Annotated in this window: 25 protein-coding genes; 16 read left to right on the top strand and 9 right to left on the bottom strand. The window is 70.2% G+C overall.

Going from position 1 to position 24,150, the window contains the following annotated elements; translation table 11 throughout:
• The first annotated feature begins 51 nt into the window (after positions 1 to 51).
• Together ACFYPC_RS34935 and ACFYPC_RS34930 are read left to right on the top strand one after the other, a co-directional pair.
• The gene (locus tag ACFYPC_RS34935; RefSeq protein ID WP_391891269.1) at positions 52 to 1,569 is read left to right on the top strand and encodes a glutamate--cysteine ligase; all 1,518 of its coding nucleotides are present in this window, start codon (positions 52 to 54) and stop codon (positions 1,567 to 1,569) included.
• A gap of 502 nt (positions 1,570 to 2,071) precedes the next feature.
• A complete protein-coding gene (locus ACFYPC_RS34930) occupies positions 2,072 to 2,872 on the top strand; it encodes a CPBP family intramembrane glutamic endopeptidase (RefSeq protein ID WP_391891267.1) in 801 nt (266 codons plus the stop codon).
• A gap of 90 nt (positions 2,873 to 2,962) precedes the next feature.
• Here ACFYPC_RS34930 and ACFYPC_RS34925 read toward each other — a convergent pair whose 3' ends face one another.
• The gene (locus tag ACFYPC_RS34925; RefSeq protein ID WP_391891265.1) at positions 2,963 to 3,808 is read right to left on the bottom strand and encodes a PhzF family phenazine biosynthesis protein; all 846 of its coding nucleotides are present in this window, start codon (positions 3,806 to 3,808) and stop codon (positions 2,963 to 2,965) included.
• A 164-nt stretch (positions 3,809 to 3,972) separates the two neighbouring features.
• Positions 3,973 to 6,072, bottom strand: coding sequence for a SpoIIE family protein phosphatase (locus ACFYPC_RS34920; RefSeq protein WP_391891263.1), 2,100 nt, complete (start codon positions 6,070 to 6,072; stop codon positions 3,973 to 3,975).
• A gap of 234 nt (positions 6,073 to 6,306) precedes the next feature.
• On the opposite strand from ACFYPC_RS34920, the gene ACFYPC_RS34915 reads away from it, so the two are divergent.
• Positions 6,307 to 6,951: a PadR family transcriptional regulator gene (locus ACFYPC_RS34915; RefSeq protein ID WP_391891261.1), complete on the top strand. Its 645-nt coding sequence runs from the start codon at positions 6,307 to 6,309 to the stop codon at positions 6,949 to 6,951.
• 165 nt (positions 6,952 to 7,116) lie between these two features.
• On the opposite strand, the gene ACFYPC_RS34910 is transcribed toward ACFYPC_RS34915, so the two are convergent.
• Positions 7,117 to 7,545, bottom strand: coding sequence for an SRPBCC family protein (locus tag ACFYPC_RS34910; protein WP_391891259.1), 429 nt, complete (start codon positions 7,543 to 7,545; stop codon positions 7,117 to 7,119).
• A 175-nt stretch (positions 7,546 to 7,720) separates the two neighbouring features.
• Positions 7,721 to 7,888 carry a hypothetical protein gene (locus tag ACFYPC_RS34905; RefSeq protein ID WP_391891258.1) on the bottom strand — a complete coding sequence of 56 codons (168 nt, stop codon included), beginning with the start codon at positions 7,886 to 7,888 and terminating at the stop codon, positions 7,721 to 7,723.
• A gap of 182 nt (positions 7,889 to 8,070) precedes the next feature.
• Between ACFYPC_RS34905 and ACFYPC_RS34900 the strand changes: the two genes are divergently transcribed.
• The 3 genes from ACFYPC_RS34900 (at position 8,071) to ACFYPC_RS34890 (ending at position 11,100) form a co-directional block, all read left to right on the top strand.
• Positions 8,071 to 8,655: a Clp protease N-terminal domain-containing protein gene (locus ACFYPC_RS34900; RefSeq protein ID WP_391891256.1), complete on the top strand. Its 585-nt coding sequence runs from the start codon at positions 8,071 to 8,073 to the stop codon at positions 8,653 to 8,655.
• 239 nt (positions 8,656 to 8,894) lie between these two features.
• On the top strand, positions 8,895 to 9,917 hold the full coding sequence (locus tag ACFYPC_RS34895) for a DMT family transporter (protein WP_391891254.1): 1,023 nt from the start codon (positions 8,895 to 8,897) through the stop codon (positions 9,915 to 9,917).
• A 205-nt stretch (positions 9,918 to 10,122) separates the two neighbouring features.
• Entirely contained in the window at positions 10,123 to 11,100 is a 978-nt protein-coding gene (locus ACFYPC_RS34890) for a DMT family transporter (protein WP_391891253.1), read from the top strand.
• A gap of 73 nt (positions 11,101 to 11,173) precedes the next feature.
• Here ACFYPC_RS34890 and ACFYPC_RS34885 read toward each other — a convergent pair whose 3' ends face one another.
• Positions 11,174 to 11,863: a pyridoxamine 5'-phosphate oxidase family protein gene (locus tag ACFYPC_RS34885; RefSeq protein WP_391891251.1), complete on the bottom strand. Its 690-nt coding sequence runs from the start codon at positions 11,861 to 11,863 to the stop codon at positions 11,174 to 11,176.
• 35 nt (positions 11,864 to 11,898) lie between these two features.
• Here ACFYPC_RS34885 and ACFYPC_RS34880 point away from each other — a divergent pair, with 35 nt between their 5' ends.
• Positions 11,899 to 13,230 (top strand): aminotransferase class I/II-fold pyridoxal phosphate-dependent enzyme, encoded by a 1,332-nt coding sequence (locus ACFYPC_RS34880; protein WP_391891249.1) that lies wholly within the window; start codon positions 11,899 to 11,901, stop codon positions 13,228 to 13,230.
• Between the two features lies 1 nt (position 13,231).
• Here the strand turns inward: ACFYPC_RS34880 and ACFYPC_RS34875 are convergent, their stop codons facing one another.
• Positions 13,232 to 14,167 (bottom strand): DMT family transporter, encoded by a 936-nt coding sequence (locus ACFYPC_RS34875; RefSeq protein ID WP_391891247.1) that lies wholly within the window; start codon positions 14,165 to 14,167, stop codon positions 13,232 to 13,234.
• A 75-nt stretch (positions 14,168 to 14,242) separates the two neighbouring features.
• On the opposite strand from ACFYPC_RS34875, the gene ACFYPC_RS34870 reads away from it, so the two are divergent.
• Positions 14,243 to 15,145, top strand: coding sequence for a LysR family transcriptional regulator (locus ACFYPC_RS34870; RefSeq protein WP_391891245.1), 903 nt, complete (start codon positions 14,243 to 14,245; stop codon positions 15,143 to 15,145).
• A gap of 22 nt (positions 15,146 to 15,167) precedes the next feature.
• Here ACFYPC_RS34870 and ACFYPC_RS34865 read toward each other — a convergent pair whose 3' ends face one another.
• A complete protein-coding gene (locus ACFYPC_RS34865) occupies positions 15,168 to 15,635 on the bottom strand; it encodes a pyridoxamine 5'-phosphate oxidase family protein (RefSeq protein WP_391891243.1) in 468 nt (155 codons plus the stop codon).
• 267 nt (positions 15,636 to 15,902) lie between these two features.
• On the opposite strand from ACFYPC_RS34865, the gene ACFYPC_RS34860 reads away from it, so the two are divergent.
• Positions 15,903 to 16,553, top strand: coding sequence for a cysteine hydrolase (locus ACFYPC_RS34860; RefSeq protein WP_391891241.1), 651 nt, complete (start codon positions 15,903 to 15,905; stop codon positions 16,551 to 16,553).
• A gap of 25 nt (positions 16,554 to 16,578) precedes the next feature.
• Here ACFYPC_RS34860 and ACFYPC_RS34855 read toward each other — a convergent pair whose 3' ends face one another.
• Positions 16,579 to 17,004: a Rieske (2Fe-2S) protein gene (locus ACFYPC_RS34855; RefSeq protein WP_391891239.1), complete on the bottom strand. Its 426-nt coding sequence runs from the start codon at positions 17,002 to 17,004 to the stop codon at positions 16,579 to 16,581.
• A 226-nt stretch (positions 17,005 to 17,230) separates the two neighbouring features.
• Between ACFYPC_RS34855 and ACFYPC_RS34850 the strand changes: the two genes are divergently transcribed.
• The 7 genes from ACFYPC_RS34850 (at position 17,231) to ACFYPC_RS34820 (ending at position 23,519) form a co-directional block, all read left to right on the top strand.
• A complete protein-coding gene (locus tag ACFYPC_RS34850) occupies positions 17,231 to 18,022 on the top strand; it encodes a HipA family kinase (protein WP_391891237.1) in 792 nt (263 codons plus the stop codon).
• Positions 18,019 to 18,402, top strand: coding sequence for a DUF3037 domain-containing protein (locus tag ACFYPC_RS34845; protein ID WP_391891235.1), 384 nt, complete (start codon positions 18,019 to 18,021; stop codon positions 18,400 to 18,402). The genes ACFYPC_RS34850 and ACFYPC_RS34845 overlap by 4 nt, the downstream gene beginning before the upstream one ends.
• Before the next feature lie 213 nt (positions 18,403 to 18,615).
• Positions 18,616 to 19,377, top strand: coding sequence for a 3-oxoacyl-ACP reductase FabG (gene fabG / locus ACFYPC_RS34840; RefSeq protein ID WP_384388170.1), 762 nt, complete (start codon positions 18,616 to 18,618; stop codon positions 19,375 to 19,377).
• 17 nt (positions 19,378 to 19,394) lie between these two features.
• Positions 19,395 to 20,156, top strand: coding sequence for an SDR family oxidoreductase (locus tag ACFYPC_RS34835; RefSeq protein ID WP_391891233.1), 762 nt, complete (start codon positions 19,395 to 19,397; stop codon positions 20,154 to 20,156).
• Between the two features lie 269 nt (positions 20,157 to 20,425).
• The gene (locus ACFYPC_RS34830) at positions 20,426 to 22,012 is read left to right on the top strand and encodes an ABC transporter substrate-binding protein (protein ID WP_391891231.1); all 1,587 of its coding nucleotides are present in this window, start codon (positions 20,426 to 20,428) and stop codon (positions 22,010 to 22,012) included.
• 81 nt (positions 22,013 to 22,093) lie between these two features.
• Complete coding sequence (gene ung, locus ACFYPC_RS34825; RefSeq protein WP_391891229.1) at positions 22,094 to 22,777, top strand: uracil-DNA glycosylase; 684 nt, start codon at positions 22,094 to 22,096, stop codon at positions 22,775 to 22,777.
• 166 nt (positions 22,778 to 22,943) lie between these two features.
• Positions 22,944 to 23,519 (top strand): hypothetical protein, encoded by a 576-nt coding sequence (locus ACFYPC_RS34820; protein WP_391891294.1) that lies wholly within the window; start codon positions 22,944 to 22,946, stop codon positions 23,517 to 23,519.
• Positions 23,520 to 23,564: 45 nt separating this feature from the next.
• On the opposite strand, the gene ACFYPC_RS34815 is transcribed toward ACFYPC_RS34820, so the two are convergent.
• The gene (locus tag ACFYPC_RS34815; RefSeq protein ID WP_391891227.1) at positions 23,565 to 24,026 is read right to left on the bottom strand and encodes a hypothetical protein; all 462 of its coding nucleotides are present in this window, start codon (positions 24,024 to 24,026) and stop codon (positions 23,565 to 23,567) included.
• Positions 24,027 to 24,150: the final 124 nt, after the last annotated feature.

Here is a 24,150-nt window from a genome sequence, read left to right as displayed (position 1 = left end):
GGACGCCAGAGGCCGGAGCAGCGGCCTGCCCATCTGAGGAAGGACGCTTCGATGGGAGAGAAGGTCGAGGCAGGGCTGTACGACCTGTCCGATCGCCGGCACTACCGCGACAAGCTCCGGCAGTGTCTGACGGGGCTTGCGCGGTTGCTGGCGGAGGAGCGGTTCGATCGCCCGAAGAACCTCATGGGCCTGGAGATCGAGTTGAATCTCGCAGGGGCCGACGGCACGCCGAGAATGATGAACGCGCAAGTACTCGAAAGGATAGCGAGCCGCGATTTCCAAACAGAACTCGCCATGTTCAACCTGGAAGTCAACATAGCCCCACACAGATTGTGTGGCCGAGTATTCGACCAGCTGGCCGAGGAGCTGCGTACCTCTCTCGCATACGCCCACAGGAAGGCCAAGGAGGTCGACGCCGGAATCGTGATGATCGGCATTCTGCCGACCCTCGCCCAGGACGACCTGGTCTCCTCGAACCTCTCGGACGTCGACCGCTACACCCTGCTCAACGATCAGATAGTCGCCGCCCGAGGCGAGGATTTCACGCTCGACATCGAGGGGGTGGAGCGCCTCGTCTGCACGTCGAAGTCCATTGCGCCCGAAGCGGCCTGCACCTCGGTGCAGTTGCACCTCCAGGTCACCCCGGGGCGGTTCGCCGATGTGTGGAACGCCGCGCAGGCGGTCGCCGCGGCCCAGGTCGCGGTCGGTGCCAACTCGCCCTTCCTCTTCGGCCACGAGCTGTGGAGCGAGTCGCGGCCCCCGCTGTTCCAGCAGTCCACCGACACCCGCCCGCCCGAGTTGCAGGCCCAGGGGGTGCGGCCGCGCACCTGGTTCGGGGAACGGTGGGTCTCGTCTGCGTACGACCTCTTCGAGGAGAACCTGCGCTTCTTTCCGCCGCTGCTGCCCATCAGTGACGAGGAGGACCCGCTGGGTGTCCTCGACGCCGGGGGCATCCCCAAGCTCGCCGAACTCGTGCTGCACAACGGCACGGTGTATCGCTGGAACCGGCCCGTGTACGGGGTCGTCGACGGCGTCCCGCATCTGCGCGTCGAGAACCGTGTGCTGCCTGCAGGACCAACCGTCACCGACGTCATCGCCAATGCGGCCTTCTACTACGGGCTCATCCGCGCGCTCGCCGAGGAGCCGCGTCCCGTGTGGACACGGCTGCCCTTCGCGTCGGCGGCCGCCAACTTCGACGCCGCGTGCCGCCATGGCATCGACGCACGCCTGGAATGGCCCAGACGGGGCCGGTACGGCGGGACGCACGAGGTCGAGGCCGTCGCCCTGGTACGGGACGAGCTGCTGCCGCTCGCCGCGGCGGGACTGGACGCGTGGGGGGTCGAGCCCGCCGACCGGGACCTCTACCTGGGCGTCATCGAGGAGCGGTGCCGGCTGCGGGTCAACGGGGCGAGCTGGCAGGCGGCGACCTTCCATCGGGCGCTGGAGAAGGGGCTGGCGCGGGATGTCGCGCTGGCTGCGACCACGCGGCGCTACGGCGAGTTGATGCATCTCGGGGAGCCCGTGCACACCTGGCCGGTGGGTTTGTCGGAGCCGGTTTCGTTGAGCTGAGAGGTTGGGGAGGCCCCACGACCGGGGTCACGCCGACTTCGAGGCAGTGGCCGTCGGACGTGATGTCGCGCTCACGTGCATAGCCCGCCGCGGCCGTGAGAGCGGGTGCCAGGTCCGGGGATACCGTGATGTCGACGTGCACCGCGTCGTCCGGGCAGAAGGATCCGAAGGAGAGCAGGCCGCTGCGGGCCGCGGCCGCCGTGCCCCCGCCACCGTGAGTACGAGCGCCGTCGCGATGGCCATTGCGCGACGGCGCGTGCGTGGTCGGGGGTCGGCGGTGGCCGCCCCGTACTCGTCGGGCAAGCTGTGACGACCCATGAGGGTGGTGCCTCCCTGGTGAGCCTTGAGCCGTGAAACGGTCACAAGGCGCGCAAAAGGGGAGATGCGCCCCGTATGGCGTCCGTCCCCCCGACGGCCAGTCGCGCACGATCTTCGTAACTTCTTTGGAGACCCTAGCGGGGCGAAGACGGGGCTGAGGGGGCTTACTCAACTGGAGGCGGGAGTGCAGGTGGAGGCAGGGGCGGTAGCCGATTCCTTTCCGACGAAGGGGCTGACGCGACGAATTTTCCGGGATGAGACGCTGCTCGTCCTGGGACTCTCGCTCGGCGCGAGCGGGGTTTCCGCGCTGATCAGCTTTGTCGGGTCGGCAACCAAGCCAGGGGGGCTCAAGGACCAGGCGGCCACCCTCAACGCCTCGGCCGCGCCCGGGCGTCCCTGGCTGGATCTGGCCTGGCAGCTCTTCGGAATCGCGTCGGCGCTGGTGCCGGTCGCGCTTGTCGCGCACTTCCTGCTGAGAGAGCGTGAGGGGCTGCGCGTGATCGGCTTCGACCGCACACGCCTCTGGCCGGACCTCGGGCGCGGGGCGGTGATCGCGGCGGTGATCGGCAGTACGGGCATCGCCTTCTACCTGGCGGCCCGCGGGTTCGGCGCCAACCTCACGGTGGTGCCCGAAGCGCTGCCGGACGTGTGGTGGAAGTACCCCGTGCTGATCATGTCCGCGATCCAGAACGCGGTCCTCGAAGAGGTGATCGTCGTCGGGTATCTGCTGCGCCGTCTCGGCCAGTTGGGCTGGACGCCGGTCACCGCGCTGGTGGCGAGCGCGGTGCTGCGCGGTTCCTACCACCTCTACCAGGGCGTCGGCGGGTTCGTCGGCAACATGGCGATGGGAGTGGTCTTCGTCTACCTGTACCGGCGTTGGGGGCGCGTCGGGCCACTGGTGGTGGCGCACTCGCTGCTCGACATCGGGGCATTCGTGGGCTACGCGCTGCTGGCGGGGAAGGTGGGCTGGCTGCCGACCGCATGAGCCTGCGCTGATGGGCGTGCGGAGATCTCGGAGGGGCGTACGGGGATCTTGGAGGGGCGTACGGCAATTCCGTACGCCCCGCCATTGCTGTTACGCGAGTAGCTCGCCGTCGATGACCGTGACCGAGCGGCCGGTGAGGAGCGTGCGGTCGCCGCGCAGTTCGGTGCGGACGAGGCCGGAGCGGGCGGACGCTTGGAGGCCGGTGAGGTCGGAGCGGCCGAGGCGCTCGGACCAGTAGGGCGCGAGAGCCGTGTGGGCGCTGCCGGTGACCGGGTCCTCGTCGATGCCGACGTTCGGGAAGAAGCAGCGGGACACGAAGTCGTAGCCCTGGGCGGGGTCTTCGGCCCTGGCGGTCGCGATGATGCCGCGCGCCGAGTACCGCCCCAGAGCCTTGTGGTCAGGGGCGAGGCCGCGGACCGTCTTCTCGTCGGCGACCTCGATCACCAGGTCGCCGATGTTCGGGCCGGTGTCGAAGACGGCGAGCGGCTCGGCGCCGAGCGCTTCGGCGACGCCCTCCGGGATCTCGACCGGTGTGAGCGGGGCGGTGGGGAAGTCCAGCGTGATGGAACCGTCCTCGTGTGGCGTGGCGATGAGGACGCCGCTGAGCGTGGCGAACCGTACGGGTCCCTCGTGGGCGCCCGTGGTGTGCAGCACGTGGGCGGTCGCCAGCGTCGCGTGCCCGCACATCGCGACCTCGGTGACGGGTGTGAACCAGCGCAGCGCCCAGTCGGCCTCGCCGCCGCGAGGGAGTCGGTGGGTGAACGCTGTCTCGGCGTGGTTGAACTCCAGCGCCACGTTCTGGAGCCAGGCGTCGTCCGGGAAGGAGGGGGACGACGCGGATGACGTCGAGGATGGGGCCGGGTCCAGGAGGAGGACCCCGGCGGGGTTGCCGGCGAAGGGGCGGTCGGTGAACGCGTCGACGATTCGAATCCGCATGGGAGCGACGCTAGCCGCTCCGCGAAACGGTTCGCCAAGGCCAATTCCGTTGTGCCGGCCCGGTTTTGGGCGGGCCGGGGTGCCACGCGTCAGGCCGCGGTACCGTGCCGCGGACGAAGTCCGGCGGTGTCGCGGGTTCGCATACGTCGGCCGGCTCCGCGGGGTCAGTGCACGCCGTCGTGTCCGTTGACGCGGGGCAGTGCCTGCTCGGTCCAGATCGTCTTCCCCGGGGCCGTGTAACGCGTGCCCCACGTCTGTGCGAGCTGCGCGGTGATGAAGAGACCGCGCCCGTCCTCGTCGACCGTGCCGGCGTGGCGCAGGTGTGGTGCGGCCGCGCCCGCGTCCCGTACCTCGCAGGTCAGGGTGCGGTCGTGGATCAGGCGGAGCTCAAGTGGTGGACTGCCGTACTTGACCGCGTTGGTGACGAGTTCGCTGACGATGAGCTGGGTGTTGAAGGCCGTCTCGTCGTCCACGTGCCACGCGGCGAGCTGCCCGCGCGTGCGGCGCCGGGCGAGGGCCACGGTGGCGGGGTCGGGGTCGAGCGGCCACGCGGCGATCCGGTCCCGGGGGAAGGACCGGGTGCGCGCGACGATCATCGCGGCGTCACCGGCGCCCAGACCTGCCGGGAGCGCGTAGACGAGGGCGTCGCAGAGGTCCTGGAGCGGGCGCTCGCGGTAGTCGGGCGCCGACGGCAACGGGCCCGAGGGTTCGGCGAGATACGCGGTGAGCAGCGGATCACTCGTGAACACCAGGACGCTGCCGTCCGGCACCTCGATGTCGACTGCGGCGAAGGGCGCGCCCTGCGTCGTGCCCAGCTGCGGCCCGGCAGGTGCGCCGGGGCCGGTGACCGTGCGGTCCGGGCGCACGACCAGGGGGGCCAGTTGACCCCCTGCCGCCATCGTGCACGTGCCGGTAAGGGGGTCGTGAACGGCGTAGACACAGTCGGCGGTGAGCGCCTCCCGCCGCAGCGGATCGCCGAACGGGAGATGAGACCGTTCGGCGGCGAGCTGTCCCGCCGTGTGGTGCAGACGGGCGAGGAGTTCGTCGGGGGCGAGGTCGAACGCGGACAGGGAGCGTACGGCGGTGCGCAGCTGCCCCATGGTCGCCGCCGCGTTCAGACCGCGTCCCGACACCTTGCCGACGACGAGGGCGGTACGGGCACCGGACAGGGCGATGGTGTCGTACCAGGCGCCGGGGTCGGCGCCGGTGACGGTGAGGTAGGCGGTCTCCAGCGACGGGTGGGTCACCGGGCGGCGGGGCAGCAGTTGGCGCTGGACCGTGGCGGCGACCGTGTGCTCCCGTGTGTAGCGCCGCGCGTTGTCGATGCACAACGCCGTGTGGGTGGCCAGTTCGACCGCGAGCTCCCGGTCGCCTTCGTCGAAGGGGGGAGAGTCTCCGGTGCGGTACAGGCTGACCACGCCGAGGGCCGAGTCGCGCAGTGCCAGGGGGACGACTAGGAGGGAATGGGCTCCGGACGAGTGGATGGCCTCCGCGCGCGGGGGATCGACGGACAGCCATGGTGCGGCCGGATGGAGCGCGACCACGCGTGGGCGCAGGTCGGCCAGGGCCTGGGTGAAGGGGGTCGGCGCCGGCAGGCGGCGGACATCGCCCACCGGATGGGCCTGCGGCGGCTGTGCTCGGCTGCTGCGGAACGCGGTACGCATGAGGGGGGTGCTCGCGGGCAGCGGGGCCTGCGGCGGGTCGTCGCCGCGGATCACGGCCTCCACCACCTCCACGATCGCGATGTCGGCGAACGCGGGGACCACGGTCGGGACGAGCTCCTCGCCGGTCACCGCCGGATCCAGGGTGCGACCCACGTGCCGGCGCACGGCGTCGAGCACCTCGGTGCGGGTGCGGGCCCGCTCCCGTTCGGTGACGTCGATCGCGGTGACCGCCGCTCCGAGCACGGACCCGCGCGGGCTCTCCAGGCGGAGCGCGCTGATCTCGCAGTGCCGCTCCCTCGGTGGATCTCCCTGGACGCGTGCCCGGACGGCGCGCTGCAGGAGGGGGACCCCGCTGTCCAGCACCTCGTGCAGGAGTGTCTCCAGGTCGCTGCCCTCGGCGAAGTCGTACACCTCGCGGATCGGGCGTCCTTGCAGGTCGTCCAAGCGCACGCCACGCATGAGGGGAGCTGCGGTGTTGACCCTCACCACCCGCAGCTCGGTGTCCAGCAGGTGGAGCCCGATCGGGGACTGCGTGAACAGCGCCTCCAGCATGGAGAGCGCCCTCTCGTCCACGTCCCGGCCGGGATCGCTGTGCGCCACGGCGACCACCTCCGAGCTCCCATTGCGCTTGGTCCGGCGCACGGCTGCCCCATGTCCGGGCGCGTTTCCAGCCTGCTCCGCGGTGGGCTCGACCGCACCCGCAGAGCGTGCGGACCCCTCTGTCGAGCTTGCCGCTGACCGGTGAAGTCGATGCCCCACAGGGTTGCCGACCCGTCCATTCCGATATATCGTTGACGCATCGCGACCGATCAACGATGGAATGGAGTGATTGCGATGCGTTCCCATGGACAGGAATTCGGATACGAGCGTGGACAGGGAGAAGGCGGGTCCGGCCATCGGGGTCGGGGCGGCTTCGAGGGGCGACGCAGGGCTTTCGGGCCCTTCGGGCCGGGCGGTCCCGGTGGCCCCGGCTTTGGTGGACCGGGCTTCGGCCCCGGTCCCTGGGGTGGACGTGGCGGCCGGGGCGGGCCGAGGGGGAGGGCGCGGCGCGGCGACGTGCGGGCGTCGATCCTGGCTCTGCTCAAGGACCGGCCCATGCACGGTTACGAGATGATCCAGGAGATCGCCGAGCGCAGCGGCGGGGCGTGGAAGCCAAGCCCGGGTTCGGTGTACCCGACCCTTCAGTTGCTGGAGGACGAGGGCCTGATCATCAGTGCGGCCGAAGGCGGCAAGAAGCTGTTCTCGCTCACCGAGGCCGGCCGCACCGCGGCCGACGAGGGTCCCGACGCGCCGTGGGAAGAGGCCGGGCGCGGCGTCGACTGGGAGACTCTGCACGAGATCCGGCAGGCCGGCTTCGGCCTCATGGAAGCCTTCGGGCAGGTCTGGAAGACCGGCAACAAGGACCAGCGCGACAAGGCTCTGGCGGTCATCAACGAAACCCGCAAGAAGCTGTACCTGATCCTCGCTGACGAGGACTGACGAGGACTGACGAGGACTGACGAGCACGGAGGACTGACGAGCACTGACGGGGGCTGGCTGGACCTGCTGGACTGGCTGGGACGGACGGCAGTGTGCTGTCGTACCTCGAGACGCCCCGCGGAAGCCTTTCCGCGGGGCGCTTCTCCGTGTGCGGCAGTTGGGCGCTCAGGTCACCAGACCGGCGAGCTTGCGCAGCGACTCGTCGAGCGCGGCCGTCGCCGAGTCCTTGAGCTTGCCCGCCATCAGGGAGACGGCCGCGCCGGTGAACTCTCCATCGATGCGTACGGTCGTGGCCTCGCCGTCGGGGGTCAGGGTGTAGCGGGTGGTGACGTTCACCGCCATCGGGCCCTTGCCGCTGATGGCCAGCGTGCGGGCGGGTTCCAGTTCGTCGATGGTCCAGTTGACCTCGGCCGGGAAGCCCATGAGCTTCATGTTCTCCTCGAAGGTGGCGCCGGTCTCGAGTGAGGCGGGGCCGCCTTTCGGGAAGCTGGTGTGGGTCGAGTTCCACTCGCCGTACGAGGAGAAGTCCGTGAGCTGCGCCCAGACCTTCTCGGCAGGAGCCTCGATGCGTGCTTCCGCGCTGACTTCGGCCATCCGGCCACCCCTTTGTGTCGGCTGCTGCGCCCGGCGCAGCTACGGTGTCGCGGAAGGTAGCCGCAGGCTGCCCAACATTCAATACTGATGAACCGTCAGGGCTTGGGCGGAGTTCGGGCGTCGCCTCGACAAGGGTCGTCACAGGTCTCAGCCCACAGTCCCAAGCCCGCAGATCTCAGCCCACCTGCTGTATCAGCGCCGCGTCGAACAGGTCCCACGCGCGCGGGAAGGGCCCTTCGTCGTGACAGTGCCACGCGTCCCAGAACAGGTCGGCGAGCAGCGCGTCCTCAGGGGCGTACACCCGGTACACGTACTGCCTGCCGTCGACCGCAGGCAAGGCCACCAGCCAGCACCTGCTCTCCATGTCCCTGAGGGACGAGCGCCGGAGCGTCCCGGTTGCGTACGGGGCGCGAAGCGAGAGGGCGCGCGCCCCCGGGGATGAACGGCGCGATGTCATCCGTAAGGAGGAGAACCCGCGCACGCATGCCCACCCTGTGTCGGACGTGAGAATGCTGCCCGCCGGGGATGACCCGGCTCGCAGGGACTGATGGGGTGGGGGTTGTGTCATCCCGTATCCCTCAACAGCCCGCCGCCGAGAGCGGCCCGCACCGCACCGAACTCGATGCCAGGCTCAGTGCCGAGCTGGCTTCGGTGGTCTCCGGTGCGCGCAGGAGAGCGCTGAGGGACGGGGACAAGCAGATCGACACGGCTCATCTGCTTCACTCACTGCTGGAGTCCGACCCCGAGGTGCGCGCGGTCTTCGACAGCGGACCGCAGGTGGCCCGGCTGCTCGGCTACCTGGTGCAGCGCAGCATCGGCTACGGACTGCGCTGGCAGGGCACGGTCGAGGACTCCGGTGCCGTACCGATGGTGGCCGAGGCGGGCTGGTCCCCGGCGGCGGCCGGCGCCATGGAGGAGGCGTGCGAGTGGGCCGGTCTGCGCGGCGACGAGCGGGCCCGCGGTGTCGATCTGCTGGCTGCGGTCATCGTCGATCCCCAGTCCCGGGCCGTCGAGGTGCTCGGGCGGGCGGGCGTGGACGCCGGTGTGCTGCTGGTGCGGATCCAGGCCGGGTTCCAGGAGCAGGTCGGCGGCGGCGACATGGGGTCTTGAGTCCGCGGTAGGTGCGTTGGCGGCGAGGCGCGTCTACGCCCAGTCGCTGAGGTCTGTCTTCGCCCAGTCGTTGAGGTCGACGCGATGTCGTTGAGGTCTACTGGCCGGCCGTTGGGATCGACGCCCAGTTGCTGAGCAGGCGTCCAGTCGCCGAGGTCGATGTCCATACGTTCACTCGCCTTTCAGGACTTGAGACAGGTGTCATCGGGGGTGACGCTCATGTCGCCGCCTGCCATCATGTGCCGGTGCATACGTCTCAGGGCAGTCAGGGCAACCGCGGGCGGGGTGTCGGCCTGGGCCTCGCGCTGGCTTCGGCGGTCGCCTTCGGTGGATCGGGTGTCGCCGCCAAGCCGTTGATCGAGGCGGGGCTGGATCCGCTCCACGTGGTGTGGCTGCGGGTCGCGGGCGCCGCGCTGGTCATGCTGCCGCTGGCCGTACGCCACCGAAGCCTGCTGCGCAGCCACCCCGCGCTGCTCGCCGGCTTCGGACTGCTCGCCGTGGCCGGTGTGCAGGCCTGCTACTTCGCCGCGATCTCCCGGATCCCCGTCGGGGTCGCGCTGCTCGTCGAGTACCTCGCGCCCGCGCTCGTGCTCGGCTGGGTGCGGTTCGTGCAGCGCCGGCCCGTGACGCGCGCCGCGGCACTCGGGGTCGTCCTCGCGGTCGGCGGCCTCGCCTGCGTGGTCGAGGTGTGGTCGGGGCTGAGCTTCGACGTCGTCGGACTGCTGCTGGCGCTGGGTGCCGCGTGCTGCCAGGTCGGCTACTTCGTCCTGTCCGACCAGGGCAGCGACGCGGGCGACAGGGCCCCCGCTCCGCTCGGGGTCATCGCGTACGGCCTGCTCGTGGGCGCATTTGTGCTGACCGTCGTCTCCCGCCCCTGGAACATGGACTGGTCCGTGCTCGGGGGCAGCGCGGAGATGGACGGGACCGCTGTCGCCGCCTCTTTGCTCCTCAGCTGGATCGTGCTGATCGCGACCGTCGTCGCCTACGTCACCGGTGTGCTCTCCGTGCGCAGACTCTCGCCGCAGGTGGCGGGTGTCGTGGCCTGCCTCGAAGCGGTCATCGCAACCGTTCTTGCCTGGGTGCTGCTCGGCGAGCACCTCTCGGCGCCGCAGATCGTCGGCGGTGCGGTGGTGTTGGTCGGCGCGTTCATCGCGCAGTCGTCGGCGCCGGCCAAGGCTTCCGCGGGCGCGGTCGACGGGGGTGCGGGCGACGTTCCGGAAGGCTCCGAAAGGGAGTTGTCGGCCCGTGGGAGCGCCGTCTAGGGTGTCGATCATGCATTCGGACGCACTCGTTCTTCCGCCTCCGGCCGCCTGAGGCGGGCCCTCCGGAGTACATCGCCCGGCTGAGCCGCCGGGCGCAACGGTGCTGCCCGCAGACGAAGTCCGAGGACCCTCCCGTGTCTGTGCCTCCGTGCACAGACGGAGCCGGGGTCCTTCCTGAACTTCTGTGTATCTGCGGAGAGAACACGTGTCGAATGCCGTTTCCGGCCTGCCCACCGGGCGAGGCCTCCTTTATCTGATCGTCGCCGGTGCCGCCTGGGGCACCGCGGGCGCCGCCGCGTCGCTGGTCTACCGGGCCAGTGACATGGGGCCGATCGCACTTTCCTTCTGGCGCTCCGCGGGCGGACTCGTCCTGCTGCTCGCCGTGTGCCTGCCGCGTCGCCGGGTCAGGCCCGCCGCGCCGCGGGAGCCGCTCAACCGCAAGATCCTGCGGATCGGCGTCACGGGCTTCGGGCTGGCTCTCTTCCAGACCGCCTACTTCGCCGCCGTCGAAACGACCGGCCTTGCCGTGGCGACCGTTGTCACGCTGGGCGCCGGGCCCGTACTCATCGCGCTCGGGGCGCGGCTGACCATGGGGGAGCGGCTGGGAGGCGGCGGGCTGACCGCTGTCGGCGGGGCACTGTGCGGGCTCGCGGTGCTGGCGCTCGGCAGTGGCGATGCGACGGTGCGGCCCTACGGGGTCGTGCTCGCGGTCGTCTCCGCGGGCGGGTACTCCGTGATGACCCTGCTCACGCGCTGGTGGGGGCGCGACGGCGGGGCGGACGCGTCCAGTACGACCGTCTGGGCCTTCGCTGTGACCACCGCCTGCCTGCTGCCCTTCGGCCTGGCCGAGGGGCTGGTGCCGCATGCCGCCCAACCGGCGCACGTACTGGCCCTGTTGGCGTACATCGCCGCCGTCCCGACGGCCCTGGCATACGGCCTGTACTTCGCCGGGGCCGCCGTTGTGCGGTCCGCGACCGTCTCCGTGGTGATGCTCCTGGAGCCGGTGAGCGCCGCCGTGCTGGCCGTCGCGCTGCTCGGTGAACGACTCACCAATGCGACGCTCGTGGGCACGTTGCTGATGCTGGGATCGGTCGCCGGGCTCGCGGTGGCGGAAGCGCGGGCCGCGGCGGCCGTACGGCGTCAGCCGGAAGAAGGGGGAGCGGGGGAGAAGGTGCTGATCTGACGTGGCTGCGGGGGAGGAAGCCGGCGCCGAGCGTCGTCTCTACGGGGTTCTCCGCCGGTTCCGCCCCTCGGCATCACAGTGATGCCAGGTAGTCCGGCACCTCGATGCCGGAGGCGAGGTCCCCGGAAGGGACAGGGGTGCCGTACCCCTTGGTCAGGGGAAGTACCCCGGTCCAGTGGGGGAGGGCCAGGTCCTCCGGATCGTCGTTCGGGCCGCCGGTGCGCAGCTTCGCGGAGACCTCGTTCAGGTCGAGGCGGATCACGGCGGTGGCTGCCAGTTCCCTGGCGTTGGCGGGGCGCGAGTCGGACGAACGGCCGGGGACGACCTGGTCGACGAGTGCGTCCAGGGCCGACCGCCGCTCGTCCGGGTCCGTCACCTGGTGGGCGATGCCGTGCACCACCACGGAGCGGTAGTTCATCGAGTGGTGGAAGGCGGACCGGGCCAGCACCAGGCCGTCCACGTGCGTGACGGTCAGGCAGACCGGCAACCCGGGATCGGCCTGGCCGGTCATCCGCAGGGGGCGCGAGCCCGTGGAACCGTGCACGTAGAGGCGCTCGCCGACGCGTCCGTAAAGGGTGGGGAGCACCACCGGGGCGCCGTCGCGGACGAAGCCGAGGTGGCAGACGTACCCCTCGTCGAGTATCGAGTGCACCAACTCGCGGTCGTACACGGCGCGCTTGGCGGCACGGGTGGGGACGGTGCGGTCGGTCGGGGTGTAGGCGGCGGGCTGCGCCGTCCCAGGCTGAGTGCTCGTCTCCGGCATTGCGTTCTCCATTGCACTAGTGCATAATCCTGTTTGTGCTAGGAGAGTATCGGATCGAAGGAAGCGGCGCAGCCGAGATTGCGGCGAGCGTCGAGCGTGCGGTGGGGTCGGGGGAGCTGGAGCCCGGGCAATTGCTGCCGCCCATGCGAGAGTTGGCGGCGCGGCTCGGCGTGAATCCCAATACCGTCGCGGCCGCCTACCGCACGCTGCGGGAGCGCGGGGTGATCGAGACCGCGGGCCGCCGGGGCAGTCGTATCCGCTCCAAGCCGGCCACGACGGGGCGCGACCACATCCGGGTCGAGGTGCCGGACGGCGTACGGAATCTGGCCGACGGGAATCCCGATCGCGCGCTGCTGCCCGGCCTCGCCGAGGCGTTCGCGGTGGCGGTGGAGGGGTCGGACCGGAAGCCCGTGATGTACGGGGAGGCCGCTGTCGAACCGGAGTTGGTGCGGCTCGCGCGCGCCGAACTCGACGCCGACTCGGTGCCCGACGGCCCTGTCGTCGTCACCTCCGGATCGCTCGACGCCATCGAGCGCGTGCTGGTGACCCACCTCAAGCCCGGAGACGCGGTCGCGGTGGAGGATCCCGGCTGGGGCAGTCTGCTCGACCTCGTGCCGGCGCTCGGGCTACGTGTCGTCGCCATCCGTGTCGACGACGAGGGCCCGGAACCCGCCGACGTACGGCGCGCACTGGACGCCGGTACGCGGGCCCTGATCGTCACGAGCCGTGCTCAGAACCCGACCGGAGCCGCCGTGACCGCCACGCGCGCGCGTGCCCTGCGTTCCGTGCTCGAGAAGTACCCGCAGACCCTGCTCATCGAGGACGACCACGGTCACCGGATCGTCGACCTGCCGCTGCATCCGCTGGCCGGTACGACCCACCACTGGGCGCTGGTCCGTTCCGTCGCGAAGGCGTACGGGCCAGATCTGCGGCTGGCCGTGCTGACCGGGGATCCCGTCACCGTCGACCGCGTGCACGGACGGCAGCGGTTGGGACCCGGCTGGGTCAGTCACCTGCTGCAGCGCGCGGTCGTGCACCTGTGGGCCAACGGCGCGGTGGATGTACCGGCTGTGGCGGCGTCGTACGAACGGCGACGCGACGCGCTGATCGGCGCCCTCGAAGAGCGGGGCGTCGCGGCGCAGGGGCGCAGCGGGCTGAACGTGTGGATTCCCGTGCCGGACGAGACCGGCGCGGTCGCGCGGCTGCTGCACGCGGGCTGGGCCGTGGCACCGGGGGCCCGGTTCCGGATGAGCGCGCCCCCCGGTCTGCGGATCACCGTCTCCACTCTCACACCGGGCGACATCGAGCCGCTGGCTGACGCGGTCGCCTCCGCAGTCGCACAGGCGCCCGCCCGCCACTACGTGTGAGTCATCGGCGCGCCTTGGACTGGGTGAGGGCCGCCCCCGCCAGCACGATGACCGCACCGACCGGTGTCGACCAGGCCAGCGACTCGCCGAGGATCGCGACGCCGGCCGCGGCGGCTATGACCGGGATGAAGTACGTGACCATCTGGGCCGTCGTCGGGCCGACCTCGGCGACCAGGCCGTACTGGATGAGGACCGCGAGGCCCGTGCCGAGGGTGCCCAGGGCGGCGATCGCGAGCAGCGGGACGAGCGGGAAGCGGCTCGGCAGGGTGGTGAACAGCGGGGTGACGAGAGCGAGTTGGACGGTGGCCAGCAGCAACTGGGCGCCGGTCATCGACAGATGCGAGTGGCCGGCGCCGGCCAGTGTGCGGCGGACGTAGATCCAGCCGATCGGGTAGCACAGCGAGGCCGTCAGAGCCATTGCCGTGCCCGTGGCGTCCAGGCCGTGGAAGCCCTGCCAGGCGCCGAGGACCGTCAGCACGCCTATGAAGCCGATGCCGAGACCGGCGACCTTGCGTCTGGTCGGCCGGTCCTCGGAGAGGGCGACCAGGGACAGGGCCATGCCCCAGAGCGGCGAGGTCGCGTTGCAGATGCCCGCCAGGGTGGAGGGGATCGTCAGCTCGGAGTAGGCGAAGAGCGAGAACGGCAGCGCGTTGAGCAGGAAGGCCGCGACCGTGAGGTGGCCCCAGGTCCGCGCGCCGCGCGGCAGCCGCTCCCGTTTCACCGCCATCGCCGCCGCGAGGACCGCGGTCCCGAACACCAGTCGGCCGAGCGTGACCTGGAACGGTGCGTACCCCTCCGTGCCGACCTTGATGAGCAGGAAGCTGAAGCCCCAGATCAGCGAGAGGACGCCGAACCGGATCCGCCAGTCGAGAGCGGCGCGGCGGCGGGGGCTCTCGTCGGTCGGGGGGACGGTGCGGGGAGTGGCGACGGCGCTCATGGATCCCACGATGAGGCAGAACGATCTCGTAGCACAAGCGAGATTTCTCGCCCGGTATCTCGTAGCATCTCTTATATGTTGAACCTGGAGCGCCTGCGTACTCTCGACGCCCTCGCCCGGCACGGTTCGGTGAGCGGCGCGGCAGACGGGCTGCACGTCACCACGTCCGCCGTGTCCCAGCAGATGTCCAAGCTGGAGCGCGAGGTGGGGCAGCAACTGCTCGCCAGGAACGGGCGGGGGGTGCGCCTCACCGACGCCGGGCAGCTGCTCGCCGAGCACGCCGCGCGGATCCTGTCCCAGGTCGAACTCGCCCGGTCCGACCTGGAGGCGCAGCGCGGGCAGGTGGTCGGCGAGCTGCGGCTTGCCGCGTTTCCGACGGCCGCGCGCGGGCTGTTCCCCGCCGTGCTCGGAGCGCTGCGGGCCGAGCATCCGGGACTACGGGTGCGTTCGCGGGAGCTGGAGCCCGAGCACGGGGTCGCCGGTCTGGTCCGGGGTGACATCGACCTGGCCGTCGTGCTCGACTGGTACAACAAGCCGCTGCCCGTGCCCGAAGGGCTCGTCAAGGCCACGCTCCTCGACGATCCCGCGGACGTCGCGATGCCCGAGGGGCACCCGCTCGCCGACCGGGACGCGGTCGACCTGGAGGACTTCGCGGACGACGAGTGGATCTCCTGGCCCGAGGGCGAGTTCTGTCATGAGTGGCTGGTGTACACGCTGCGCGCCAAGGGGATAGAACCCCGGATCGCCCATCTCGCAGGTGAGCACCACACCCAACTCGCCTTGGTCGCCGCCGGGTTGGGTGTATGCGTCGCCCCGCGCCTCGGCCGTGATCCGATGCCGGCCGGGGTGCGGGCCGTGCCGGTGCGGCATCGCGTCCACCGGTATGTGCACGCGGTGTGGCGCGAGGACGCCGACCGGCGGCCGTCGATCAGGGCGGCGGTGGAGGCGCTGAGGAACGCGGGGCGGGCTGTTGCCTGAGCCGGGGTGAAACCAGCGAGGGCTACAGCGCGGCGAGCTTGCGGAAGTCCCAGGAAGCGATCGCGTCCGGCGTCAGCCGCATCCACGCGTGCCTGCCGTCGTGCGGCATCTCGTCGAGGCCGAAGTTCTTCCGGGCGAACAGGCGCTCCACCGCGGCGAGTTCGGCGCATTCCTGGCCCGTACGAGGCACCTCGCCGACGAACTCGACGGTGCCGGACAGCTCGGCGCCCCGCAGCTCGTCGTACTCCTCCCCGGCGTCGACGACGACGGCCACGCGCGGATCGCGGCGCAGGTCGGCCCAGCGCTTGCTGCGGGTGATCGAGTACAGCCAGAGCGAGGTGCCGTCCCAGACGAACCACAGAGTGCTCGCGTGGGGCGCGCCGTCCGCTGAGACGGTCGCGACCCGGCAAGTGCGCTGGCTGCTCAGGAACTTGTCCAGCTCATCGGGTGTCATCATGATCTTCCGGCCACGGCGCTGAGTGACGGCCATGCGGTCCCCTCTTCTGTGACGTACCCGGCGCACTTCTCCGGCGTACATGGCGGGATTTCGTACCTGACGGGCCAGCCAGGAATCTGACGCCAAAAATCTGACGGCAGGAACCTGACGGCAGGAACCTGACGAGACGTCAGGAAAGCATGGGCTCTCTTCCCTCCTGGCGCAATGGTCGTTAGTCTCGCCCGCTCCGACAGTCCGGCCCGACAGTCCTGCCCGCTCCGACAGTCTCGCCGCTCCGACCGCCCGCGACCAGGGGGAGCCATGCCGTCGTACGAACAGCTCAGTGAACTCCTCGACCCCGTCACCACGGTGCTGCTCACCGTCGAGTGCCAGCAGGGTGTCGTGGGGCAGGACAGCGCGCTGCCCGAACTCGCCAAGGAGGCACGGTCGTCGGGGGCGCTGGTGAACATCGCGAGGCTGGTCGCCGCCGCGCACGAGAGCGGGGTGCAGGTCATCCACGCGATCGCCGAGCGCCGCCCGGACGGCCGGGGCGCCAATCGCAACGCCAGGCTGTTCCGCGCGGCCGAGCGGCTCCCCGTACAGCAGTTGACGGGGAGCACGGCGGTGCGGGTCGTACCGCCCATCGAGGTCGCCGAGGAGGACTTCGTCGTACGGCGTCTGCACGGGCTGTCGCCGATCACGGGCACCGATGTCGACGCACTGCTGCGCAACCTGGGCTGCCGCACCCTGGTCGTGACGGGCGTCTCGGCCAACGTGGCCATTCCCAACACCGTGTTCGACGCCGTGAACCGCGGCTACACGGCCGTGGTGCCTGCCGACGCCATCGCGGGGGTGCCCTCCGACTACACCCCCGTCATGATTCGCAACACGCTCTCCCTGGTGGCCACGATCACGTCGACGGACGATGTGCTGGCCTGCTTCAAGCGGCCGCGTCGCGTGCCGCGGACGTGAATTCCGCGTCGTGCACCGAACCGGTTCACGCCAGGGTGATCGAGTCCCCGTCCACCGTGATGTTCGCGGCGGCCAGGGGCTGGGTCGCCGGGCCCTTCTGCACGCTGCCGTCCGTGGCTGAGAACTGGCTGTTGTGACACGGACAGGTGATGACGTTGTTCGCGATGCCCTTCACGGCACAGCCCTGGTGGGTGCACTTCGACGAGAACGCCTTGTACGTGCCCGCGGCCGGCTGGGTCACGACCACACCCTGCGCCTCGAACACCTTGCCGCCGCCCTCGGGAATGTCCGAGGTCTTCGCGAGAACGGTACCTGCGGCAGCGCCGGAGCCGGTGGACTCGTCCTCGGAGCCGCACGCCGTCAGCGCGACGGCGATTCCCGCGGCGCCCACCGCTGCCACGACCGTGCGGCGGGACGGCGCCGAGACGGGCTGAAGCGATTCGCTGGTCATGCTGACTTCCCCTTTACGGTACGAAATGTCGATCCGCACAGGAGTACGGCCCGACAGTGGGCGCTGTTCAGGGTGGGCATCCTCTTGACGCGATCGAGATCCTGGGAGCAGCCGGCGGGGGCCGAGGGAGGACGCGATGCCGGCGCTGACGGCGAGGCCCGCGACGACGAGGGGGAACTCGGGTGCACTTTGATCGTTGCGATCAGATGCCCGATAGCCTGGGGAAATGCTCACAGAAGTGATCGCGACCCGCTACATCACGCCCCTGCGTGAGGGCGGCTCCTTGCCCGGGCTCGTAGAGGCCGACGACCTCGCGTCCTACGTCATGAAGTTCACCGGCGCCGGGCAGGGACGCAAGACGCTGGTCGCGGAAGTGGTGTGCGGTGAACTCGCTCGCCGGCTGGGTCTGCGCGTGCCCGGGCTCGTGACGATCGGCCTCGACCCGGTCCTGGGGCTCGGCGAACCGGACCAGGAGGTCCAGGGGCTGCTGAAGTCGAGCGGCGGGCTGAACCTCGGGATGGCCTTCCTCACCCGCGCGATCGGCTTCGACTCCCTCGCGCATCCGGTCAGCCCCGAGGAAGCCGGTCGGATCGTCTGGTTCGACGCGCTGGTCAACAACGTCGACCGCTCCTGGCGCAACCCCAACATGCTGGTACGGCACGGCGAGCTGTGGCTCATCGACCACGGCGCCACGATGATCTGGCACCACAACTGGCCCGGCGCGCAGGCCTCCACCGCCAAGCCGTACGACGCCACCGACCACGCGCTCGCGCCCTTCGGGCCGGACATCGCCTCCGCCGCCGCACAGCTCGCGCCCCTGGTCACGGAGGAACTGCTCGCCGAGGTGACCGCCGAGATCCCGGACGAATGGCTCGACGGAGAGCCCGGTTTCGACACGACGGACGCCCTGCGGCGGGCGTACGCCGAACCGCTTCTCGCGCGCGCCGCTACCGTCCATGAGCGTGTCAAGGGCATCGACGGCACCGAGAGTGCCGGCGGAATCAAGGGGGCCAAGTGAGCGAGCGGGACGTCTTCGAGTACGCGCTGTTGCGGGTGGTCCCCCGGGTCGAGCGCGGTGAGTGCTTCAACGCGGGTGTGCTGGTGTACTGCCGCGCCAAGTCCTTCGTCACCGCCCGCACGCATCTGGACGAGGCCAAGTTGCGTGCGCTGGATCCGGAGGCGGACGTGGCGGGCGTACGGGCCGCGCTGCGCGCTGTCGAAGGGGTCTGCGCGGGAGGGGAAGCGGCAGGTCAGGCGGCGCGTGACGATGCAGGGCGGCGTTTTCGCTGGCTGATCGCGCCTCGCTCCACGGTCGTCCAGCCCGGGCCCGTGCACACGGGGCTGACCGCGGATCCGGAATCCGAGGCGGAGCGGCTGCTCGCGCTGCTGGTCAGGTAATGGATCACATGCGCGCGGGGTGCCGTTGACACCGGGTGCCAGGGCTTCTAGCGTCACCTCTGCTGAAGGTACTAAGCGGTCGCTCACCGGACGGGCGTACCGTGTGAGCCGCAGGGCAAATCAGGCCGCAGGGCTTTTCGGGCCGCAGGACAGAGTTCGGGCTGCAGGACAAGTTCAGGCCGCAGGGCTTTTCAAGGGCGAGGAGAACCAGCAATGTCCACCACTGAGCAGCGCGTCGCCGTAGTCACCGGCGCCGCGCGCGGCATCGGTGCCGCGACCGCCGTACGACTGGCCGCCGAGGGCCGCGCCGTCGCGGTGATCGACCTCGACGAGGCCGCGTGCAAGGACACCGTCGAGAAGATCACCGCCGCCGGTGGCAAGGCCATCGCGGTCGGCTGTGACGTCTCGGACGAGGCCCAGGTCGAGGCGGCCGTCGCGCGGATCGCCGAGGAGCTCGGTGCGCCGACGATCCTGGTGAACAACGCGGGTGTGCTCCGCGACAACCTGCTGTTCAAGATGAGCACGTCCGACTGGGACACGGTCATGAACGTGCATCTGCGTGGTGCCTTCCTGATGGCGAAGGCCGTTCAGAAGCACATGGTCGACGCGAAGTTCGGCCGGATCGTCAACCTTTCGTCGTCCTCCGCGCTCGGCAACCGGGGTCAGGCAAACTACTCCGCCGCCAAGGCCGGTCTGCAGGGCTTCACCAAGACGCTCGCCTTCGAACTCGGCAAGTTCGGCGTCACCGCGAACGCCGTGGCGCCCGGCTTCATCGTCACCGACATGACCGCCGCGACGGCCGCCCGTATCGGTATGGGCTTCGAGGACTTCCAGGCCGCCGCCGCGACCCAGATCCCGGTGCAGCGCGTCGGCAACCCGGACGACATCGCCAACGCGATCGCCTTCTTCACGGGCGAGGCGGCCGGATTCGTCTCCGGCCAGGTGCTGTACGTCGCCGGCGGACCGCTCAACTGAAGCCGGGGGACACGGACATGACCACACTCCCCGAACTCTCGGGCAAGGTCGCGCTCATCACCGGCGCGAGCCGCGGCATCGGCTACGGAGTCGCCGAGGCACTGGTCGCCCGCGGTGACCGCGTCTGCATCACCGGCCGCAACGAGGACTCCCTCAAGGAGGCCGTCGAGGCACTCGGTGCCGACCGCGTCATCGGCGTCGCGGGCAAGGCCCACGACGAGGCCCACCAGGCCGTCGCCGTCGAGCGCACCATGGAGGCCTTCGGCCGCGTCGACTACCTGGTCAACAACGCCGGTACGAACCCGGTGTTCGGCCCCATCGCCGACCTCGACCTGAACGTGGCACGCAAGGTCTTCGAGACCAACGTCGTCTCGGCGCTCGGGTTCGCCCAGCGGACCTGGCACGCCTGGCAGAAGGACAACGGCGGAGCGATCGTCAACATCGCCTCCCTCGCGGGCATCTCCGCCTCACCCTTCATCGGCGCGTACGGCATGAGCAAGGCCGCCATGGTCAACCTGACCCTGCAACTGGCGCACGAGTTCGCACCCAAGGTGCGGGTCAACGCCATCGCGCCCGCCGTCGTCAAGACCAAGTTCGCGCAGGCGCTGTACGAAGGCCGCGAGGAGGAGGTGGTCGCGGCGTACCCGCTCGGCCGGCTCGGTGTCCCCTCGGACATCGGCGGCGCCGCCGCGTTCCTCACCTCGCAGCAGTCGGACTGGATCACCGGTCAGACGCTGGTGATCGACGGCGGCATCTTCCTGAACGCCGGGGTGGGATGACGTGAGCGCGGGGTCCAATTCTTGACACGAACGGCGCCTCTGTCGACGTACAGAACTTGCCAGTGTCGACGCGCCGAATCGACCCCGCGCCGAGGCGTACACGTTGACAGAAATCGGACCCGCGTCAACGCATTGCGGACGCACATCAGAATGACAACGTAGTCACATACGTGCTGATCAAGTGCCCTGCCGGAAGATGGTTCCGTCGGCGGGGCACTGCGGTATGGTCTGCCGTCGTCCCTTGGTACGGCAGATCGAGGAGCGAGCGCGTGTTCAACCGGAATCGGATCCGATCGCTGCGGCAGCTGGCGACGCTCACGTCGATATCCCTGGTGGCCGGATGCGGCGTCCTTTCCTCGGGCGCGCCGGCGGACGAGGGACCGATCGTCGTGGGCACCACCAGCGCTCCGAGCACGCTGGATCCGGCGGCCTCCTGGGACGGCTCCTGGGAGCTGTTCCGCAACATCTACCAGACGCTGCTGAGCTATCCCAACGGTTCGGTCGAGCCCGCGCCCGACGCGGCCGAGAGCTGCAGGTTCACGGACGCGTCGAATCGCACCTACAGCTGTCGGCTGCGCACGGGCATGAAGTTCTCCGACGGGGACAAGCTCGACGCCAGGGCGGTCAAGTACTCGATCGACCGGATCAGGACCATAGGTGTCGTCGGCGGCCCCGCGGGGTTGCTGGGCAGCCTCGACCGGGTCCAGGCGCTGAGCGACCGAGAGGTGGTCTTCCACCTCAACAAGTCCGACGCGACCTTCCCGTTCGTCCTGGCGACGCCTGCCATGTCGATCGTCGATCCCGAGGACTACCCCGCCGACGCCCTGCGCAAGGACGGCCGGGTCTCCGGCTCGGGGCCCTATGCCCTGGGGTCCTACGAAGAGGGCAAGCAGGCGGAACTCGTCAGCAACGACTATTACAAGGGCTTCGCCGACCGCAGGAACGACGCCGTCACCATCCGCTACTTCCAGGACTCGGGCCAAATGGTCGCCGCTCTCCGCGACAAGGACATCGACGTCACTTTCCGCGGCCTCGCCGCCACGGACATCGTCTCCCTCCGCGGGCAGGACCCGGACGCGGGCATCCAGCTCATCGAGGGCGCGGGCACCGAGATCAGCTACCTGGTGTTCAACCCGAAGGACCAGTGGGCCGCAATGCCGGCCGTCCGCAAGGCCGTTGCCCAGGTCATAGACCGGCCGGCGATCGCGAACAAGATCTACAAGGACACCGTCGAGCCGCTGTACTCCATGGTCCCGAAGGGGCTGACCGGGCACACGGTGGGCTTTTTCGACGACTACGGGTCTCCCAGTGCGTCCAAGGCCCGGCAGATCCTCCTGGAGGCCGGCATCACCGAGCGCGTCCCGCTCACCTTCTGGTACACGACCGACCGCTACGGCTCCGAGACGGCCCCCGAGTTCCAGGAGCTCAAGAGGCAGCTGGAGGGCTCCGGCCTGTTCACGGTCACCCTCAAGAGCCGCCCCTGGAAGACGTACGAAGAGGGCTACCGCAAGGGCGAGTACCCGGTGTTCGGGCGAGGCTGGTTCCCCGACTTCCCGGACGCCGAGAACTTCATCGCGCCGTTCGTGGGCGAGGAGAACGCGCTCGGTACGCCCTATCCGTCCCCGCGCATCACCGACAACCTGCTTCCCGAGTCGCGCCGTGAGGCCGACCGGGGAGCCGTGGCCAAGGAGTTCGAGGAGGCCCAGCAGATCCTCGTGGACGACGCCCGGCTGCTGCCGCTGTGGCAGGGCAAGCAGTACGTGGCCGCGAGCGAGGACATCTCGGGTGCCGAGGTCGCCCTGGACCCGTCGACGATCATGACGATGTGGGCGCTGTACCGGAAGACCAGCTGGTAGCGCCGGGGCCCGGACCCGATTGTCAGTGGGCGGCGGTAGGTTCTGTGGTCTGGAAGTGACCGCACATCGGAGGAAGTTGACGTGACCGATATCGCCATGCTGCCCGAGTCCTGGCGCGACGTCCTGGGCGAGGAGCTGCAGGAGCCCTACTTCAAGGAACTCACCGAGTTCGTCGAGGAGGAGCGTGCGAAGGGCCCCGTCTACCCTCCGAGGGAGGAGGTCTTCGCCGCTCTCGACGCGACATCGTACGAGCGCGTGAAAGTACTGATCCTCGGTCAGGACCCGTACCACGGCGAGGGCCAGGGGCACGGTCTGTGCTTCTCCGTCCGCCCGGGTGTGAAGACCCCGCCCTCACTCCGCAACATCTACAAGGAGATGAAGGAGGAGCTGGGCACCCCGATCCCGGACAACGGCTATCTGATGCCGTGGGCCGAGCAGGGCGTGCTGCTGCTCAACGCGGTGCTGACCGTGCGGTCCGGTGAGGCCAACTCGCACAAGGGCAAGGGCTGGGAGAAGTTCACGGACGCGGTCATCCGCGCCGTCGCCGACCGGCCCGACCCGGCCGTTTTCGTCCTGTGGGGCAACTACGCGCAGAAGAAGCTCCCGCTCATCGACGAGGAGCGGCACGTGGTGGTGAAGGGGGCTCACCCCTCGCCGCTGTCCGCCAAGAAGTTCTTCGGTTCGCGTCCCTTCACGCAGATCGACGAGGCGGTCGCCCGACAGGGCCACGAGGCGATCGACTGGCGGATTCCGGACCTGGGCTGACACCCGGCTCGCGGGGGCCCGGCGGCGCTCGCGAGAGCCGGCCCCGGGCCCGGGCAGTCACCGGCCTGGCCCAGCGCGGTACGGAGGCGCCTGAGCGTGATTGTCAGTGGCTGCCGTTAGCGTCGTTGGCGTCGTGATGATCAGTGACGAGCCTGTGGAGGACGCGGTGGCGGAGCAACAGGAGCAGGCGGCGCCGGATGCCATGATGACCCGGATCGGGCAGGTCATCATGTTGCACCACGGCGGTGACCGCGAGGAGGCCCGGGGCCGCTTCCTGGACCTGTGGGCGGAGATCGGCGAGGACGGCGACCCCCTGCACCGCTGCACGCTGGCGCACTACATGGCCGACACACAGGAGGACCCCTCGGATGAACTCGCCTGGGACCTGCGGGCCTTGTCGGCGGCCGAGGAGCTCACCGACGGCAGGATCGCCGAGCACCACGAGTCGCTCGCGGTGCGCGCGTTCTATCCGTCCCTGCATCTGAATCTCGCCGCCGACTATGTGAAGCTCGGCCGCACGGAGGCCGCCCGCACCCATCTGCGCCGGGCGCGCGGTGCGGTCGGCGCCCTCGGGGAGGACAGCTACGGGGACGGAGTCCGGGCGGCGATCGGCCGGCTGGAGCTGCGGCTCGACGGGGACGGGACCTCGGGGCCGGGCGAGGGACCCGGGTCTTTGGGCGGCCCCGGCCCCTCGGGCGGTCCCGGAGGAGAGACGCTGGGGCCGCCGAGACGGCGATCCTGAACGGGGGGGGTGCAGGGGACGCAGGAGCCTGGGGCGCCGGTTCCGTCAGCGGCCGTACGTTCCCTCGCAGATGACCGCTTCCGGGCTGTCCGCCGTCCACCCCCCGTATTTCCTGCCCAGGGCACAGACGTCCGTGGTCGTCGGGACCTCAGGGACGACGGTCGGGACGGTGATGCGCGGCTCGGAGCGGGGAGGCTCGGGCCGCGGGGCCATGCGCGGCCGGCGTGGAGTGGTCAGCGGGGCCGAGGCGGCCGGCGGAGGGGCCGCCCTGCGCGGTGCGGGCGCGCTGGAAGAGGGTTTTCGGGACGGACCGATGAACTCCAGCGCCTCCCGCGCCGGTGCCTGCACGATCTGCGGCTCGGCCTGGCCGTCCCGGCGTGGCACGGAGGGGCCGGACGGGGCGGGCGGGAGGCCGGAGGAGGGGGGCCGCTGGACGGTCACACAGCCGGCGAGGGCGGTGAGGGCCACCGTGACCAGCAGCGTCGCGTTCGTGGTTGATCGATGCACCCGGGCAACTCTGCTGTGTCGGGGGCTCTTTGGGGAGCGGACGAGCGCAGGATGCCCCGCACGGGTGATCCTTCCGCTCCTGCGGAGGGCGCCGGCACCCGTGAGGTGACCGGGCGGCCGCTGC

The sequence above is a fragment of the Streptomyces sp. NPDC005808 genome, assembly GCF_042871385.1.
Classification (GTDB): Bacteria; Actinomycetota; Actinomycetes; order Streptomycetales; family Streptomycetaceae; genus Streptomyces.
The sequence above is the reverse complement of the archived record's forward strand: the minus strand, read 5'-3'. Positions and strand labels throughout refer to the sequence as shown.